This window comes from Proteus genomosp. 4 str. ATCC 51469 (genome assembly GCF_003144375.1).
Taxonomy (GTDB): Bacteria; Pseudomonadota; Gammaproteobacteria; order Enterobacterales; family Enterobacteriaceae; genus Proteus.
The window spans coordinates 43,723-62,074 of sequence record NZ_PENV01000016.1 but is presented as its reverse complement, the minus strand read 5'-3'; the positions used below and the strand labels follow the sequence as shown (position 1 = coordinate 62,074).

Genomic DNA, 18,352 nt, shown 5'->3' with positions numbered 1-18,352 from the left:
ATCAGATTTAACAAAAGGATAATCAGTGACAGTAATAGCACATGCACAAGTAGCGACCCAAGAAATTTTCTTAGAGCCAGCTGACAATGCCCGTTTAATGAGCCTATGTGGTCCATTTGACGATAATATTAAGCAACTTGAGCGCCGTTTAGGTATCGAGATTAATCATCGTGATAACCGTTTTAAACTCACGGGTAAATCATTATGTGTCAATGCAGCAGCAGGAATTTTACGTCGCCTGTATGTGGAAACCTCGCCAATTAAAGGCGTGATCCCCGATATCGACCCTGAACAAATTCACCTTGCAATCAAAGAAAGCCGTGTGCTTGAGCAAAGTGATGAGCATGTTCCTGAATTTGGGAAATCAACCAATATTCGGACTAAACGAGGTGTGATAAAACCTCGCACACCGAATCAGGCACAATATATTGCCAATATTCAAACCCATGATATTACATTTGGTATTGGGCCTGCTGGTACAGGGAAGACATATCTGGCTGTTGCTGCCGCTGTTGATGCTCTTGAACGCCAAGAAGTGCGTCGTATTTTGTTAACACGCCCTGCGGTTGAAGCTGGTGAAAAACTGGGTTTTTTACCTGGCGACCTTAGTCAAAAAGTCGATCCTTATTTACGACCGCTTTATGATGCGTTATTTGAGATGTTGGGTTTTGAAAAAGTTGAGAAACTAATAGAGCGTAATGTTATTGAAGTCGCTCCTCTCGCTTATATGCGTGGGCGTACACTCAATGATGCCTTTATTATTCTTGATGAAAGCCAAAACACCACCATTGAACAAATGAAAATGTTCTTAACGCGTATTGGTTTTAACTCTAAAGCCGTTGTCACTGGGGATATTACTCAGATTGACCTGCCAAGAGGCAATAAATCGGGCTTACGTCATGCCATCGAAGTTTTATCCGATGTGAATGACTTAAGTTTTAACTTTTTCCACAGTGAAGACGTTGTTCGCCACCCTGTGGTTGCCAAAATTGTTATCGCCTATGAAGCTTGGGAAACTGAAGACCAAAAACGTCGCCAAGCTATCAAAGCAGAAAAAGAGAAGCTTCAGAGAGAAAATCATGAGTGAAGTTATCCTTGATTTACAAGTTGCAAGTGAAAATACGCAAGGGCTTCCGAGTGAAGCCCAATTTATGACATGGCTTGAAGCGGTATTACCACAGTTTCAACCAGTCAGTGAAGTCACCATCCGCATTGTTGATGAAGCAGAAAGTCATGAGCTTAATCTCACTTATCGCGGTAAAGATAGACCCACTAACGTGCTTTCTTTTCCTTTTGAAGCACCACCTGAAATTGAACTGCCTCTATTAGGTGATTTGATTATTTGCCGACAAGTGGTAGAAAAAGAAGCCGTTGAACAGAGTAAGACTGTCGAAGAACATTGGGCACACATGGTTATTCATGGTTGTCTGCATCTTTTAGGTTATGATCATATTGAAGATGATGAAGCCGAAGAAATGGAAGGTTTAGAGACAGAAATCTTACAAAATTTAGGTTATGCAGATCCCTATTTAATTGAAAAAGAGTAACAGTTCTCTTATTTTTATGATAAATACTATATCTAATTAACCATTCAATGAGGAAAAATAGTTAAAACGCCATGAGCGACGACCAATCTTCGAGTAACGATAACCCTGGTCCTAAGAAAGGGTTTCTCACACTGCTTAATCAGTGGTTCCACGGTGAACCTAAAAACCGTGATGATCTGATGGAGCTTATCCGCGATTCTGAACAGAAAGAATTAATTGATCCTGATACCCGCGACATGCTTGAAGGGGTAATGGATATTGCTGAACAGCGTGTTCGGGATATTATGATCCCACGCTCCCAAATCGTTACACTAAAACGTAATCAAACTCTTGATGAATGTTTAGATGTAATTATTGATTCGGCACATTCCCGTTTCCCAGTCATCAGCGAAGACAAAGATCATATTGAAGGCTTATTAATGGCTAAAGATTTACTGCCATTTATGCGTACTGACGCAGAGCCATTTAGTATGGATAAAGTCTTACGTTCAGCGGTTGTTGTACCTGAAAGTAAACGGGTCGATCGCCTATTAAAAGAATTCCGCTCACAACGCTATCATATGGCAATTGTGATTGATGAATTTGGAGGTGTATCAGGGCTTGTCACAATTGAAGATATTCTAGAACTTATCGTAGGCGAAATTGAAGATGAGTATGACGATGAGGATGATATTGATATTCGTCCACTGAGTCGCCACGCTTACTCAGTTCGAGCTTTAACCCAGATAGAAGATTTCAATGAAGCGTTCGGTACACATTTCAGCGATGAAGAAGTTGATACTATTGGCGGTTTAGTTATGCAAGCCTTTGGTCACCTTCCTGCTCGTGGTGAAACTATTACCATTGATAATTACCAATTTAAAGTTGTTATGGCAGATAGCCGTAAGATCATTCAGGTTTATGTGCATATCCCAGATGATGCGCCCATTCCTGAACTAGGTAATGATGCATAGGATCTAAATGAATAAGACCTCTTTCTTAAACCGCCAGTGGGTTCGCGCCCTTCTGGCGGTTTTTTTCGGTGCCATTGGCACATTAGCATTTTCCCCATTTGATTTTTGGCCAGCAGCCTTAATTTCACTGCTGGGCCTATTACTGATAATCACGCAACGTACAACTCGACAAGGTGCATTTCTTGGTTTTGCTTGGGGATTTGGGTTATTTGGTAGCGGTGTAAATTGGGTTTACGTCAGTATCGCTGATTTTGGTGGTATGCCATTTGCGATAAATATCTTTTTAGTGATTTTATTAGCACTCTATTTATCACTCTACACACTGTTATTTGCAGGATCACTGAATAAGTTTTTTCCAAAACCAACACTCTGGCGTTTTGTATTTGCAGCCCCCGCACTATGGCAAATTACCGAATTTTTAAGAGGTTGGGTATTATCAGGCTTTCCATGGTTACAGTTTGGTTATAGCCAGATTGATGGCCCATTAAAAGGTATTGCACCTATTTTTGGTGTCACCATGATAACGCTGCTTTTAACCGTTATTAGTGGATTAATTGCATTTACAATCTATCGTAAATCAATTTACAGCCTTGTAGTTGCGTTGCTTTTATTAGTATTACCTATTAGCTTTAAGTCCTATCAGTGGTATCAGCCTTTACCTGATGAAACGCAAGAAATTGCATTAATCCAAGGTAATATCGCACAATCTTTAAAATGGGAACCGGGTACATTAGAGAGCACACTAAAAACCTATCTCACCTTAAGTCGCCCTTTTATTGGTAATGCAAATCTCATTATTTGGCCTGAATCTGCGATCCCTGATATTGAAATTCAACAACAAAGCTTTTTAGCAGAATTAGATAAGCAATTAAGAGAGCAAGATACCCATTTAATGACAGGAATTATTGATGCTCGACCAACATTAGAAGGTTATCGTTTCTACAATAGTGTCATCACATTAGGTGAACACTATGCTTATCAATACCCAGCAACAGATCGCTATAACAAACATCACCTTGTTCCTTTTGGTGAATATGTACCATTAGAATCACTATTACGCCCACTGGCACCTTTCTTTAATTTACCGATGTCATCATTAAGCCAAGGTGAATATGTACAACCTCAGCTTACTGTTAATGATGCCAAAATAACCGCAGCTATTTGCTACGAAATTATTTTAGGTGAGCAAGTTCGCGCTAATTTCAAACCTGATACACGGTTCTTATTAACGATTTCTAATGATGCGTGGTTTGGTAATTCAATCGGCCCTTGGCAGCATTTTCAAATGGCGAGAATGCGTTCTCTTGAGTTAGGAAGACCATTATTACGCTCGACGAATAACGGTATTACAGCCTTTATTGCAGCCAACGGTGATGTAATTTCTCAACTTCCTCAATTTGAAGAAGGCGCTTTAGCGGAAAAAATGACACCAACAACTGGGTTAACCCCTTATTACAAATGGGGCAATACACCATTGTGGATATTGGTTGGATTATTTTTTACCATCGCCTTTATTAAACGCCGTAATTAAAATGAATAAAGCCCAACCCTATTAAGTTAATATTAATTAGGTTGGGCTTTTTCTAATAAGAGAGCTTTTTTATGGAAAATTATCCTGAACATATTCTTGATGTCATTTGGCAAAGAGCTAAAGAAATATCAGCAGATAATGAAACAAAGGGCTTTCGTACGGATAAAGAAAATAAATGGCTCCAACGCCAAATGTTCAATCAGCAACAACATGAATTTGGCTGGGTATTATCAAAACAACCAGAGTCAATTAGCCAACTTATTGAAGATAAAACCATTGTACCTGTGCATTGGAAAACAGCGGTTACCGATCAACAAAAACAAGAGGCCGAGTCTAAACGCGTTAATGTCACTCCACTTGAACCACCAGCTCTATCCCAATTAATTCAGTCATCTGTAAATATTCAATCTTATTGGCAATATGCACATAAAATTTCCAGCGATAACGAAGAAAAAGGTTTTCGTAAAGATCATTACGGTTATGTTATTCAGCAAAATGCGTTTGGGGATAAACAGCATCAATATGGCTGGACATTAGCTCAATTAACCCCTACTAATAAAAATAATCAAACCGTTATTCCTATTAATATAGTGCCAATACATATTAATACTGCAAAACGCATTGCCGATGAAAAGACATTAATTGCCCAGAATACCGAAGAAGCAAAAATTGAACGCAGACGTAAAAATATTATTTATGAAATAATCTATTTTATTGTCAGCTTACCCGGTACCTTTTTTTCTTTACTAAAATTCTGATAGCTGATTTAGATAGAAGCCCACCATAAACGTAGTTTTAATCCCCACGAAGATGACCAACCACTAGTAAAGCCTACCATCTCCCCTTTATAAACAATAACAAATGAAGGTGTTGCACTAATTTCCCACTGCTGAGAAATATCGCCTCGACTATCATTTATTACAGGAAAGACCAGTTCTTTAGACTGAATACCACGTACGAGTTTTGCATTATCACCAGAACGGATCGCAACTGATGTCACATTATACCCATCTTGCGCTAACGAATTTACAGCGGGTGTTGTTAGTTTACAAACACCACACCATGTTGCCCAAAAATAGATTAATAAGGGTTTTTCAGCACTCAATTCTGTTAATGAAACAACTTTATTATCAACAGTATAAAGTTCAGGTAAATTCGTCAAAGAAGGTGGCGTAGGTTGTCGCCACCAATCCATCGCGAAAGAGGCTATACCGAAAATGACCACCAGAACAATAAGTTCTTTACTCCACTTTCGTAAGCGACTACGCATTATTTTTTCACTTTAGCCAGTTGCTCTTTCACAATCACTTCTAGCTGAGCATAATCAACGGCGCCTGGGATAACCATATCGCCAACAACAGTTGCAGGCGTACCTTGAATACCTAATTTACGAGAAAGATCTAGGTTATTTTGTAACGCTTTTAAGCTGTCATCCGTTAATTTTACTTTGCTTGTATTGGTTGTTTTCATTGCATCATCAATACTTGCATTATCTAGCATTGTTTTCTTCTGCATTAAACGTTGGTGTAACGCTAAGAACGCTTTTGGATCTTCTTTCCATACAGAAAGCACAGCTTGGGAAGCTTTGGCCGAACTTTCGCCTTTAAATGGTAATGGTTTAATTACCACAGCTACTTCTGGATAATCTTTTGTGATTTGTTCTAATAATGGATCGAAACGTTTGCAGTATGGGCAGTTATAATCAGTAAAAGAAACTAACACTAACTTCGCGTCTTTTGCACCAATACGAGGGCTTGCTGCATCGTTATATAATGCGTCGTGTTCTGCCTTTAATGCAGTACGAAATTGTGCTTGTTGCTCATCGGCTTTTTGTGCTTGTAATGCAGTGATTGCTTCTTCCAGAATTTCTGGGTTTTTGATTAATGTATCACGAACCAGCGCGCGAACTTCTTTTTCCTGATCAGCACTTAATGCTGCGGCTTGCACATTTGCACCAAAAAGTAATGACGAAATAACCAGTGCAGAAAGTGTTTTTTTCATTATTGGGCTCCTTTAGCCTCTGAAAGAACAGTCAATGTTGAATCTTTATTTAAAAGAGGGGGTAGAACCACGCCATTTTTATGGCAAGGTCCATAAACTTGGTTAAAAGGTACAGCAACTTGACCACGTTGTTTTAAAAACTGAGTGATCTTATCAGAGGGTTTAGTCCAATCCCCTCTTAATGCAACAACATCAGGTGCTGACAGTGCAGCCTGAATATCTTCTCGCAATAATACATTGTATTTGTTTGCTTTGCAGGTCACACACCAATCTGCCGTGACATCAACAAACACACGTTTATTATCAGCCAAGGCTTGATGTATTGCTTCTTCAGATAAAGGTTGCCAATTTACCGTGTCTTGACCTGCAAGTGTATGGCTTTCTGGTTGAGCAACAAATAAATAAGTGCTTCCCGCCAAAAATAAGGCAATTACAGTAGAAATAAGAGCCATTTTTTTGCCATAGTGCCGTGTAATTGCGAGTAATAAAAGCAAAGTAATAACAATAAAAATGCCAGCAACAATTGCTATCCCAAAATGAGGAATTAAAAGTGTAATAAGCCAAATGCTAGACAACAGCATCATAAAACCTAAAACAACTCTTAGGCGATTCATCCATTTACCGGGTTTTGGTAGCACTTTTGCAACAGATGGAAATATTGCCACTAAGATCCAAGGCAAACTCATTCCTATCCCTAATGCAGTAAAAATAAGCCATAACTCACTTAACGGAGCAATCAAAGCATAAGCGACTGCGGTACCTAAAAATGGTGCAGAACAAGGGGTAGCAAGTAAAGTAGCAAAAGCACCTTCCCAAAAATGACGACTATATCCCTGCCCACCTGCCGTTGCCATTTTAGTATTCATATTGCTACTTAGACGTAACTCAAATAGACCAAATAAATTAGCGGTAAAAATAGCCGTCACTAACACCATAAATCCAATAAACCAAGGGCTTTGAAACTGTATTCCCCAACCTAAGGCTTCTTGGCTATAGCGTAAACCCGTCATAAATAGAGCTAATGCCCAAAAAGAAACTAAAATACCTAAAACAGACACCGAAAATTGCTTACGAATAACCCCTTTATCACGATTTTCAAGGTGTAAAATCGAACCCAACTTCATCGCGAGTACAGGTAGTACACAAGGCATTAAATTTAAGATCAATCCACCTAATAGCGCAAAAGCTAGAATACTCCATAATCCAACACTTGAATGAGATGGAGGAGCAATACCTGTTTTCCCCAGTCCTATTGTGTCATTAACTTGACGAGAGAAATCTTGGTCAGTAATAACAAATGAGAGTGTTTTACCCGAAATATCACCCGCAGCATCACCCCAGTCATCAGTTACATCAACAGTGACAAATAAATTATTATCTTTATGATTTAAATGCGGAATTCCATAAAGCATACCTTCGGGAGGATCGAGATAAATATTAGGTTTAACCCACGAACCTTGCTTTTTTTGTAAAGAGATAGTGAGCTGGCTATCGTTATAATCAGAAGAAACCGAGGAGATAAGTCCTGTGCCAACTGGGATTTTTGCCATCGCCTGACTATATTGCCATTCAAAATCAGCAGGTGCTGGCTCTGTAAGATCCAAGTCTAAAGTGTAGTCAGTCAAAATACAGACATTACTGCATGTTGATAACGTTAAAACGCCTGTTAAACGATCCGCATCAACAGAGGTTAATTCAATCGGAAAAACAACTTGTTTGTCATAGCCTTGAGTGTGAATACCTGCGACATCAAAAGCAGAAGGTGACGGCCAATGCCATACCATTGCACTCACATCTTGTGACCAATTAACTTCAGGTGCAACACCACCTTCTCCTGGTGAGCGCCAGTAAGTTTTCCATCCAGACTCAAGTTGCACTTCAAGTAACATTTTCACATCGCCCGTTGGTGACTTTTGTGCTGTCGCCCTAACTTGTGCGTGAGAATTATCAGGCATGGTTAACCAACCTGTATCTGCTGCTTGAGATGTAGATAACGTAAATAGCGTTAATACCAACGCCATAACAAAAGAACGAAACATAACAACTCCCTAAAAATTCCTACAACGCTACACACAAAGCTACGCCCAAAGATAGACGTGCAATTTTTTAGCTAAAAGGAAATTTCTAATCCCTCAAAATACAATAATGAAGGTGAAGTCTTATTGGAGGAGGTGGATGATGGTGTTTTTTCTGGCTACGCTGACGCGAAACATAGATAGCGGCCATACTTAACAGTAATAGTACAGCCCACGAATGGAAAAAAGGCTCTATTGTTAGTGGGGGAACAGATAATAATGATTTAGCGCTTAATTCACAGGTAGAGAGTGAATAAGTATGTTCTGTTGCGCTATTCTCATCAGTAATCGGTGTTGATAGTGGATATTGAGTTTGAGAAACAGCCGTCGCTAAGCGCTCACTAATGACGTGGGCACCTAATGAACGCTGAACAATGCAACACAAGATCAGCAAAACTGTTATCACCACTAGCCAGCGACCTGACCGCCAATTACTCATAGATGTTCCTCATCAATATGACCCGCTATCTTAACGGTAATCCACAGACAAACAACTCCTTAAGACAAACTTTACAAATCCCTACTTATTTTATTTTTACTATTATCTCAATTTTTCATCTTTAACCTTTATTTCCGTAAGGTTTCTACTACAATAATTTTAAATATTGAAAACAACTTCCAAAAAAATAATCAACCACATTTGATTTCATTCTTTTATTGAGAGATACCTCTCGTATTTCACAAATTACACTTCCCAACGGTATGTTATTTGTTCTATCTATTAACATTATCAAAACAAATTAAAACAAAAAAGCAACACAAGGCAAATCACAAATATCATTTATCACCACGACAGGAGTTATTATGCGCATGCGTAAACTAGCATTATCATTAATGATTTTAGGGGCTGCAGGAGCTGTGCAGGCAGAAGAACTCACTGGAACCTTAAAAAAAATCAACGACAACGATATTATTATTGTTGGACATCGGGAATCCTCTGTTCCTTTCTCTTACTATGACAACCAACAAAAAGTGGTTGGCTATTCTCAAGACTATTCCAATCTGATTGTACAAGCAGTAAAAGACAAAATAGGCAAACCTAATCTGCAAGTTCGCCTGATCCCTATTACATCTCAGAATCGCATTCCATTATTACAAAATGGTACATTTGATTTTGAATGTGGCTCAACAACCAATAATGAAGCTCGTCAGCAACAAGCTAGTTTCTCTAATACTATTTTTATCGTAGGTACACGTTTACTGGCGAAAAAAGACGGTGGAATAAAAGACTTCTCTGATCTATCCGGTAAAAATGTAGTCGTAACATCAGGAACAACATCTGAAATGTTACTCAACAAACTTAACGATGAGAAAAAAATGAATATGCGCATTATCAGCGCAAAAGATCATGGTGACTCATTCCGTACACTTGAATCAGGTCGTGCTGTCGCCTTTATGATGGATGATGCATTACTTGCTGGTGAACGCGCTAAAGCGAAAAAACCAGGTCAGTGGGAAATTGTAGGAACCCCACAATCTGAAGAAGCCTATGGTTGTATGTTGCGTAAAGACGATGCTCAATTCAAAGCATTAATCGATGAAACTATCGCTAACGCACAAAAATCAGGCGAAGCAGAAAAATCCTTCAATCGTTGGTTCAATGCCCCTATTCCACCTAAAAACCTTAACCTAGAATTCACTATCTCTGATGAAATGAAAGCCTTATTTGCATCACCAAATGATAAAGCATTGAATTAAAAATACATACGAAGTTGATGCAAACAAATAATTATAAAGTATCTGTTGGACAGACAGATCAGTGAAGTTTGGGGCAGTCGTTCCCTGCCCCTATTTTTCACCGGAGGTGAAATCATGTCGATTGATTGGGATTGGGGGATATTCTTCCAAGAAGCCCCTTTCGGAAACACCACATACTTAGGATGGCTGATTTCAGGCTTCCAAGTCACCATTGCCTTATCTTTATGCGCTTGGGTTATTGCCTTTCTTGTTGGTTCTTTATTCGGAATTTTGCGTACTGTACCTAATCGTTGGCTTTCGAGCTTAGGTACAATTTATGTTGAGTTATTCCGAAACGTACCACTTATTGTTCAATTCTTTACATGGTATTTAGTTATTCCTGAACTATTACCTCAATCTATTGGCGACTGGTTTAAAATGGACTTAGCGCCAAATGTACAGTTTTTTGTCTCTTCAGCACTCTGTTTAGGTTTATTTACTGCAGCACGTATGTGCGAACAAGTCAGAGCTGCAATTAACTCATTACCCCGTGGGCAAAAAGCTGCTGGACTTGCCTTGGGTTTAACCTTACCTCAAACCTATCGTTATGTTTTATTACCCAATGCTTATCGTGTAATTATTCCACCAATGACCTCCGAAATGCTTAATCTCGTAAAAAACTCAGCGATTGCTTCCACTATCGGGTTAATTGATATGGCGGCACAAGCAAACAAGCTACTCGATTATTCAGCGAAAGCGTATGAGTCATTTACAGCAATTACCCTCGCCTATGTTTTTATCAACGTCATCATTATGTTAATCATGAGTTGGCTTGAAAAACGTGTGCGTTTACCTGGCACAACAGGAGGTCAATAATGTACGAATTTGACTGGAGTTCTGTTGTTCCAAGCCTACCATTTTTAGTCGATGGTATGGCAATCACTTTAAAAATCACTATCACCGCTATAGTAGTTGGTATTTTATGGGGAACAGTGCTTGCTGTTATGCGCCTTTCTACGTTTAAACCTATTAGTTGGTTTGCGGCTGCTTACGTTAATACCTTTCGTTCAATCCCATTAGTCATGGTATTACTGTGGTTTTATTTAATTGTGCCTAACATATTACAAAATGTTCTAGGACTTTCACCGAAAAGTGATATCCGTTTAATTTCAGCAATGATAGCGTTCTCATTATTTGAAGCTGCGTACTACTCTGAAATTATAAGGGCAGGTATTCAAAGTGTTAGTAAAGGACAATTCTCTGCCTCACTTGCATTAGGAATGACTAAATCACAAACGATGCGCTTAGTGATTTTACCTCAAGCATTTAGAGCCATGGTTCCACTTTTACTCACTCAAGGAATTGTCTTGTTCCAAGATACGTCCTTAGTTTATGTATTAAGTCTCACTGACTTTTTCAGAACGGCGGCAAATATTGGTGAACGCGATGGCACACAAGTTGAGATGATCCTCTTTGCAGGTTTTGTTTATTTTGTCATTAGCTTCGCAGCTTCAATGTTAGTGAACTTTCTTAAAAAAAGGACTACCTAGATGATTTCCCTAAAAGACGTATCCAAATGGTATGGTCAATTTCAAGTACTGACTGAATGTTCCACTGAAGTTAAAAAGGGGGAAGTTGTTGTTGTCTGTGGGCCTTCTGGTTCAGGTAAATCGACACTGATCAAAACAGTGAATGGTCTAGAACCAATACAGCAAGGTGAGATCCTTGTTAATGAAATCAAAGTAAATGATAAACATACCGATCTTGCTAAATTACGAGCAAAAGTAGGTATGGTATTCCAACATTTTGAACTTTTCCCTCATCTTTCTATTATTGAAAATCTTACACTCGCACAAGTTAAAGTACTTAATAGAGAGAAAGGCGCTGCAAAAGAAAAAGGCTTAAAGTTATTAGAACGCGTAGGTCTATCCAATCATGCGAACAAATACCCAGCTCAACTTTCTGGTGGTCAACAACAGCGTGTCGCCATTGCTCGTGCTTTATGTATGGACCCTATCGCAATGTTATTTGATGAACCTACATCCGCACTTGATCCTGAAATGATTAACGAAGTACTCGATGTAATGGTAGAGCTTGCAAATGAAGGCATGACGATGATGGTAGTAACCCATGAAATGGGTTTTGCTAAAAAAGTTGCTGACCGTATTATCTTTATGGATGAAGGTCGAATTGTGGAAGATAGGCCTAAAAATGACTTTTTTGATAATCCAAAATCAGACAGGGCAAAAGATTTCTTAGCTAAAATCTTGCATTAATACTTTATATCTCCTCTGCTGGCGTGCTTTCTTAGCACGTCAGCCTCAAATAATAATTTTGAAAAACCTCGCAACCAAATATCAAGCAATCTTCTTTTCTCGCAATATCACCAACGTTTTTCTAGAAAATACGCATTTATTCTCTTTTTGTTTTAACTCTTTCCAAGATATCTCGCAATTGTCTTGAAAAAGTTATGCAAACAGTGGCTTTCATTAAGATCAATAGTTGTGGCTATTAGACAAAATCAGCTATGCTATGCAAGTCTTAATTTCATAATAGCGGTTACCCTCCGGTAGCCATTAATTCACCATAGGATTATCGGTGCCATGCAAGAACAATATCGTCCCGAAGATATAGAGCAAACTATCCAGGAACACTGGGAAAAGAACAATACATTTAAAGTGACAGAAGATAATAACAAAGAAAAATATTACTGCCTGTCAATGCTACCTTATCCTTCTGGCCGACTACACATGGGACACGTCCGCAACTACACCATTGGTGACGTGATTTCCCGTTATCAACGTATGCAAGGTAAAAACGTCTTACAACCTATTGGTTGGGATGCGTTTGGTCTACCCGCTGAAGGTGCCGCAGTAAAAAACAACACCGCGCCTGCGCCGTGGACTTACGAAAACATCGATTACATGAAAAACCAGTTAAAGAAACTGGGTTTTGGTTACGATTGGGATCGTGAAGTCACAACATGTACACCAGAATATTATCGTTGGGAACAATGGTTCTTTACTAAGTTATATGAGAAAGGCTTAGTGTATAAAAAGACCTCAGCTGTTAACTGGTGCCCACATGATTTAACCGTATTAGCTAACGAACAAGTTATTGACGGCTGTTGCTGGCGTTGTGATACCCCTGTAGAACGTAAAGAAATTCCACAGTGGTTTATCAAAATTACCGATTACGCAGAAGAGCTGTTAAACGATTTAGATACGTTAGATGAATGGCCTGAACAAGTTAAAACCATGCAACGTAACTGGATCGGTCGTTCAGAAGGCGTCGAAATCACATTTGATGTTGCGGATAGCGACGACAAAATGACGGTTTATACAACACGTCCTGATACCTTTATGGGTGTTACTTATGTGGCCGTTGCAGCAGGTCATCCATTAGCGCAAAAAGCAGCTCAAAACAATCCTGAAGTTCAACACTTTGTTGATGAATGCCGTAACATGAAAATGGCAGAAGCCGATATGGCAACAATGGAGAAAAAAGGGATTGCTACTGGTCTTTATGCCATTCATCCATTAACTAAAGAGAAAGTCGCCATTTGGGTTGCTAACTTTGTATTAATGGAATACGGCACAGGTGCTGTAATGGCGGTTCCAGGTCATGATGAACGTGACTGGGAATTTGCAACTAAATACAATTTACCAATTAAAGCTGTTATTGCAGATGCTGAAGGTAATCAACCTGACTTATCTGAAGGTGCATTAACCGAGAAAAATAGCCTGATCAATTCTGGTGAATTTTCAGGTTTAGATAACCAAGCTGGCTTTAATGCTATTGCAGATAAACTTGCACAAATGGGTGTCGGTGAACGCAAAGTTAACTACCGTTTACGTGACTGGGGTGTTTCTCGTCAACGTTACTGGGGTGCACCAATTCCAATGGCAACCTTAGAAGACGGTACTGTTGTTCCTGTTCCTGAAGATCAACTGCCTGTTATTCTGCCAGAAGATGTAAAAATGGATGGGATCACCAGTCCAATTAAAGCCGATCCTGAATGGGCAAAAACCACCATTAATGGTCAGCCAGCACTGCGTGAAACAGATACTTTTGACACCTTTATGGAATCATCTTGGTATTACGCTCGTTATACCTGCCCTGATTACGATAAAGGCATGTTAGATCCAAAAGCAGCTAACTATTGGTTACCTGTTGACTGGTATATTGGTGGTATTGAACACGCCATCATGCACTTAATGTATTTCCGCTTCTTCCATAAACTGATGCGTGATGCAGGTTTAGTAAACTCTGATGAACCAGCAAAACGTTTACTGTGCCAAGGAATGGTATTAGCTGATGCGTTCTATCACACAGGCGAAGACGGTGCTCGTCATTGGGTATCTCCTGCTGAAGCTATTGTTGAACGTGATGAGAAAAATCGCATCATTAAAGCGACGGACAGTGCTGGTCATGAACTGACTTATGCTGGCATGAGCAAAATGTCTAAATCTAAAAATAACGGTATCGACCCACAAACAATGGTTGAACGTTATGGTGCAGATACCGTCCGTTTATTTATGATGTTTGCAGCTCCACCAGAATTAACACTTGAATGGCAAGAGTCTAGTGTTGAAGGTGCTAACCGTTTCTTACGTCGTTTATGGCGTTTAGTTCATGAGCACACTCAAAAAGGATCGGCACAATCACTTGATCTGTCTGCATTAACAGAAGAACAAAAAGATTTACGCCGTGACTTACATAAAACTATCGCAAAAGTGTCTGATGACGTAGGTCGCCGTTTAGCTTTCAATACCGCGATTGCAGCTATCATGGAGTTAATGAATAAATTAACTCGTGCAAGTCAAGAAACAGAACAAGATCGTGCATTAATGCAAGAAGCATTAGAAGCCATCGTTCGTATGCTTTCTCCAATTATTCCTCACGCTTGTTTTGTAATGTGGCAGGCATTAGGTGGAAAAGAAGACGTTGATGTTGCGCCATGGCCTGTTGCTGATGAAGAAGCCATGATTGATGACACTAAACTGATTATTGTTCAAGTGAATGGTAAAGTCCGTGGTCGTGTCACTGTTCCGGCTAATTCAGAAAAAGAATATGTTCAGGAAATGGCGACAAAAGAGTACAGTGTTGCTAAATACTTGGAAGATGTGACTATTCGTAAAGTCATTTATGTTCCAGGAAAATTACTGAACATCGTTGTTGGCTGATAAGGAGGCCTAGTGCGATATCTATTTTCGCTATTTTTCGGTTTAGCGGTGTTAATCACCGCTGGCTGCGGTTTTCACTTACAAGGGAAAACTCAGGTTCCAGCAGAATTAAAAACGCTTTATCTTAGCTCTGGTGACCCTTATGGCCCATTATCTCGTGTAATGCGCCAACAACTCAGACTTAGTGGTGTTCAGCTTGTTGAAAATCCAACAGCAGATATCCCTATTCTCAAGATTGTGGGCTCGTCAGAGAGTAAAGAGACCGTTTCTGTGTATCAAGACGGTAAATCAGCAGAACGTCAGCTAACATTTGTGCTAGATGCGCAAGTGATTATGCCAGATGGAACGATTTATCCTATTTCATCACAGGTTTCACGACCATTCTTCGATAACCCATTAGAGGCATTAGCAAAAGATGCTGAAAATGACATTATCAAACAAGAAATGCGTGAACAAGCGACAGCAATATTAGTGCGTAAATTATTAGTTGTTCACAATGCTGAACGCCAAAAAGCCGCACAAGCTGAGCAAGCAAAACAGATAATCTCTCCGGCCAAATGATCCGCTTATATCCAGAACAACTGAATGCGCAGCTCCAAGAGGGGCTGCGCCAAAGTTATCTACTCTGGGGCAATGAACCTCTATTGCTCCAAGAGTCTCAAGATGCCATCCAATCTGTTGCTAAAGCCCAAGGGTTTATTGAACACTATCAATTTACTCTTGATAATAATACGGACTGGAATGAAATTTACTCCCTTTGTCAATCGCTAAGCCTTTTTTCTCAAAGACAATCTCTTTTACTGCATTTGCCTGAAAACGGTCCTAATGCAGCTATGTCAGAGAAACTCACAAGGTTATCTCAAGAGTTACATCAAGATTTATTGTTGGTTTTACGTGGCAATAAACTCACCAAGGCTCAAGAAAACAGTGAATGGTTTAAAACATTAAGCCAGAATGGAACGTATGTTTCTTGTCTCACACCTGAACTTGATAAATTGCCTAATTGGGTTGCTCGTCGAGCAAAACAAAAAGGATTAGCGCTGGATGAACAAGGTAACCAACTACTTTGCTACTGCTATGAAGGTAATTTGCTCGCATTGGCACAAGCGATAGAGCGTCTTTCCCTACTTTACCCTGATGGTAAATTGACATTACCTAGAGTAGAAGCAGCCGTTAATGACGCTTCTCATTTTACCCCTTATCACTGGGTTGATGCATTGCTTGCAGGTAAAACACAACGCGCATGGCATATTTTGCAACAACTCAAAAGAGAAGATAGTGAACCTGTTATTTTACTCAGAACGTTGCAACGTGAATTAATGCAATTAATTACGCTACACCGAGAGTCTAAAACAGCTGCTTTAAAAACGATTTTTGATAAACATCGAATTTGGCAAAACCGACGTCCAATTTTTACAGCAGCATTACAACGTTTATCCGAGCATCAACTGCTAACTGCAATACGGTTATTAGCCAGTATCGAAATGACCATTAAACAAGATTATGGTCAAACTGTTTGGCCATCTCTTAGCGCGTTAGGCTTATTGCTTTGTGGGAAAGCATTACCAGAAGGATTTGTAAATCATGCCTAAAAATAATGATCCTACTCCTTTAATTAATCAAGCTATCGCCTTATACGGTGGCACATTTGATCCAATTCATTATGGGCATTTACGTCCAGTTGAAGCACTTTCAGGATTAATTGGCTTAAAAGAAGTGGTATGGCTACCCAATAATATTCCCCCTCATCGCCCACAGCCTGAAGCATCTTCTCAGCAACGTCTGGATATGGTACGTCTTGCTCTTGAGCCATATTCTTCATTTAAAGTGGATACTCGTGAGCTTGAAAAGCTAACACCTTCTTATACGATTGAGACATTAAGAGACTTCAGACAAGAAATTGGTAATAAACAACCTTTAGCATTTATTATTGGTCAGGATTCATTACTTTCAATTAATATGTGGCACCAATGGGAAAAACTATTAGATATATGCCATTTGTTAGTTTGTGCTCGCCCTGGTTATCAAACTCATTTCGAGTCACCTCAAATGCAAGAGTGGCTAAAAAAACATCAAACCAATCAACAAGAAGATATTCATTACCTACCTTCTGGCAAAATTTTTCTGGCAGATACACCTCTTTATAATATTTCAGCAACAGATATTCGTGCTCGCCATAAAGCAGGAATTGATTGTCACGATTTGCTACCCAGTTCTGTTGAAGACTATATTCGCCAGCAACAACTCTATAAATAATTAATTAAGGCTAAAGTTGCTCTCTTAAATAATTAAAAGCGAACGGATAAGGCGAAAAATAGCGTTGATGACTCAAATACTCATCAGGATAAACAGTTAACCAATATTTGAGTAAATCATAAGGTTTAGATAAAGGCACAATACCTTGACGATATTGTAAAATTGTCTGTGCCATTTCTTGTTTTTGTTGTGAATTTAGATTTCGCTTAAAATACCCAGCCATATGCATTAACGCATTAGTTTGCCCTTCTCTATTTGCTGCAACACTGAATGCCTTCATTAGCTTTTCCTGATATTTAGATGCAACTTCTCCAAGGGGAATAGCATCAGAAAAATTAGCAATATCACGCCCCAGTTCTCGATAAGCCACAAGTGAATAAGCCATAATTAAATATTTGTATCGGCTATGAAATTTAACTAAAGCCCCTTTAGTTAATGATTGATAAACCTGTTGTTGATAATCAAACAGTGTGAAAAATTGGGTAAGAAAATGGTCAAGAACAATAGGCTGTAAAAGTTGATCAATATTTATTTGAGGTAAAGCAAAATTCAAGGGTGAGGTAAGTCTGTCTCCTTTTTTTCCAACATAACCATAAAGTGGTAATAGGTTATCTCTATTTTGAGCCTCTATCTGCATAATACCTATCTTTTCCGCCTGAACAGTATCGCAAAGCAATGCTAACTTTTCTTGTAATTGGTGATTGGTGTTACTCATAATTTCTGAAGATATCCCGAGATAATTCACTTTTCTTTCCATTCTTTTTCTCTCCAATTAAAAAGTCTAAGCATTACACGGTATAATCTGACGCAAACAAAGTAAAAACACACCTAATTAGGTGCTTGATGAGCATTGACAGACGATGTTTAGCTGTTATTCTCACCCTCTGTTCCCTTAAGGGAACTGTAAGGTAAAACTGTCGTCTAACTGAAAAGTTCTTATGCGCCTTCTTTTTATTATTGATTATGACGCAGTTAATGGGCATATATGAATTTTTCTAAATCAAACGTCGAAAAACAAAAGAATGAGGTTTATGTTCTTGTTATCGCTAACTGGAATTACTCATCGAGTAAAATAGATTTATTGGTGTAAATTCCTTTAAAATAGCGTTCATGCTCTAAATAAATC

18 protein-coding genes are annotated in these 18,352 nt (G+C 39.0%); 13 read left to right on the top strand and 5 right to left on the bottom strand.

Features of this window, described 5'->3' with window-relative positions:
- Positions 1 to 25 precede the first annotated feature (25 nt).
- The 5 genes from DK866_RS14855 (at position 26) to DK866_RS14835 (ending at position 4,789) form a co-directional block, all read left to right on the top strand.
- On the top strand, positions 26 to 1,087 hold the full coding sequence (locus DK866_RS14855; protein ID WP_036912056.1) for a PhoH family protein: 1,062 nt from the start codon (positions 26 to 28) through the stop codon (positions 1,085 to 1,087).
- The gene (gene ybeY / locus DK866_RS14850; RefSeq protein WP_072070232.1) at positions 1,080 to 1,547 is read left to right on the top strand and encodes an rRNA maturation RNase YbeY; all 468 of its coding nucleotides are present in this window, start codon (positions 1,080 to 1,082) and stop codon (positions 1,545 to 1,547) included. The genes DK866_RS14855 and ybeY overlap by 8 nt, the downstream gene beginning before the upstream one ends.
- A gap of 71 nt (positions 1,548 to 1,618) precedes the next feature.
- Complete coding sequence (gene corC, locus DK866_RS14845; RefSeq protein WP_023581153.1) at positions 1,619 to 2,500, top strand: CNNM family magnesium/cobalt transport protein CorC; 882 nt, start codon at positions 1,619 to 1,621, stop codon at positions 2,498 to 2,500.
- A 7-nt stretch (positions 2,501 to 2,507) separates the two neighbouring features.
- Positions 2,508 to 4,031 (top strand): apolipoprotein N-acyltransferase, encoded by a 1,524-nt coding sequence (gene lnt, locus DK866_RS14840; protein WP_109409525.1) that lies wholly within the window; start codon positions 2,508 to 2,510, stop codon positions 4,029 to 4,031.
- A gap of 71 nt (positions 4,032 to 4,102) precedes the next feature.
- Entirely contained in the window at positions 4,103 to 4,789 is a 687-nt protein-coding gene (locus tag DK866_RS14835; protein WP_109409524.1) for a hypothetical protein, read from the top strand.
- Between the two features lie 8 nt (positions 4,790 to 4,797).
- On the opposite strand, the gene DK866_RS14830 is transcribed toward DK866_RS14835, so the two are convergent.
- The 4 genes from DK866_RS14830 to DK866_RS14815 all read right to left on the bottom strand — a co-directional run bounded on the left by DK866_RS14830 (position 4,798) and on the right by DK866_RS14815 (position 8,546).
- Positions 4,798 to 5,301 (bottom strand): protein disulfide oxidoreductase, encoded by a 504-nt coding sequence (locus DK866_RS14830; RefSeq protein ID WP_109409523.1) that lies wholly within the window; start codon positions 5,299 to 5,301, stop codon positions 4,798 to 4,800.
- Entirely contained in the window at positions 5,301 to 6,032 is a 732-nt protein-coding gene (locus DK866_RS14825) for a DsbA family protein (RefSeq protein ID WP_109409522.1), read from the bottom strand. The genes DK866_RS14830 and DK866_RS14825 overlap by 1 nt, the downstream gene beginning before the upstream one ends.
- Positions 6,032 to 8,071, bottom strand: coding sequence for a protein-disulfide reductase DsbD family protein (locus DK866_RS14820; protein WP_109409521.1), 2,040 nt, complete (start codon positions 8,069 to 8,071; stop codon positions 6,032 to 6,034). The genes DK866_RS14825 and DK866_RS14820 overlap by 1 nt, the downstream gene beginning before the upstream one ends.
- An 85-nt stretch (positions 8,072 to 8,156) precedes the next feature.
- A complete protein-coding gene (locus DK866_RS14815; RefSeq protein WP_109409520.1) occupies positions 8,157 to 8,546 on the bottom strand; it encodes a metal resistance protein in 390 nt (129 codons plus the stop codon).
- Positions 8,547 to 8,911: 365 nt separating this feature from the next.
- Here DK866_RS14815 and DK866_RS14810 point away from each other — a divergent pair, with 365 nt between their 5' ends.
- The 8 genes from DK866_RS14810 (at position 8,912) to nadD (ending at position 17,226) form a co-directional block, all read left to right on the top strand.
- Entirely contained in the window at positions 8,912 to 9,805 is an 894-nt protein-coding gene (locus DK866_RS14810) for an amino acid ABC transporter substrate-binding protein (RefSeq protein ID WP_109409519.1), read from the top strand.
- Between the two features lie 114 nt (positions 9,806 to 9,919).
- Complete coding sequence (locus tag DK866_RS14805; protein ID WP_109409518.1) at positions 9,920 to 10,660, top strand: amino acid ABC transporter permease; 741 nt, start codon at positions 9,920 to 9,922, stop codon at positions 10,658 to 10,660.
- Entirely contained in the window at positions 10,660 to 11,334 is a 675-nt protein-coding gene (gene gltK / locus DK866_RS14800) for a glutamate/aspartate ABC transporter permease GltK (RefSeq protein ID WP_072070241.1), read from the top strand. The genes DK866_RS14805 and gltK overlap by 1 nt, the downstream gene beginning before the upstream one ends.
- Entirely contained in the window at positions 11,335 to 12,060 is a 726-nt protein-coding gene (locus tag DK866_RS14795) for an amino acid ABC transporter ATP-binding protein (RefSeq protein WP_109409517.1), read from the top strand. It begins immediately after the preceding gene.
- Between the two features lie 327 nt (positions 12,061 to 12,387).
- Complete coding sequence (gene leuS, locus DK866_RS14790; protein WP_109409516.1) at positions 12,388 to 14,970, top strand: leucine--tRNA ligase; 2,583 nt, start codon at positions 12,388 to 12,390, stop codon at positions 14,968 to 14,970.
- 12 nt (positions 14,971 to 14,982) lie between these two features.
- A complete protein-coding gene (gene lptE / locus DK866_RS14785) occupies positions 14,983 to 15,531 on the top strand; it encodes an LPS assembly lipoprotein LptE (protein ID WP_109409515.1) in 549 nt (182 codons plus the stop codon).
- Positions 15,528 to 16,562, top strand: coding sequence for a DNA polymerase III subunit delta (holA, locus tag DK866_RS14780; protein WP_109409514.1), 1,035 nt, complete (start codon positions 15,528 to 15,530; stop codon positions 16,560 to 16,562). Before lptE ends, holA begins: the two co-directional genes overlap by 4 nt.
- Positions 16,555 to 17,226: a nicotinate-nucleotide adenylyltransferase gene (gene nadD / locus DK866_RS14775; RefSeq protein ID WP_109409513.1), complete on the top strand. Its 672-nt coding sequence runs from the start codon at positions 16,555 to 16,557 to the stop codon at positions 17,224 to 17,226. The genes holA and nadD overlap by 8 nt, the downstream gene beginning before the upstream one ends.
- 10 nt (positions 17,227 to 17,236) lie before the next feature.
- Here nadD and DK866_RS14770 read toward each other — a convergent pair whose 3' ends face one another.
- The gene (locus DK866_RS14770; protein WP_244179712.1) at positions 17,237 to 17,941 is read right to left on the bottom strand and encodes a YbgA family protein; all 705 of its coding nucleotides are present in this window, start codon (positions 17,939 to 17,941) and stop codon (positions 17,237 to 17,239) included.
- Positions 17,942 to 18,352: the final 411 nt, after the last annotated feature.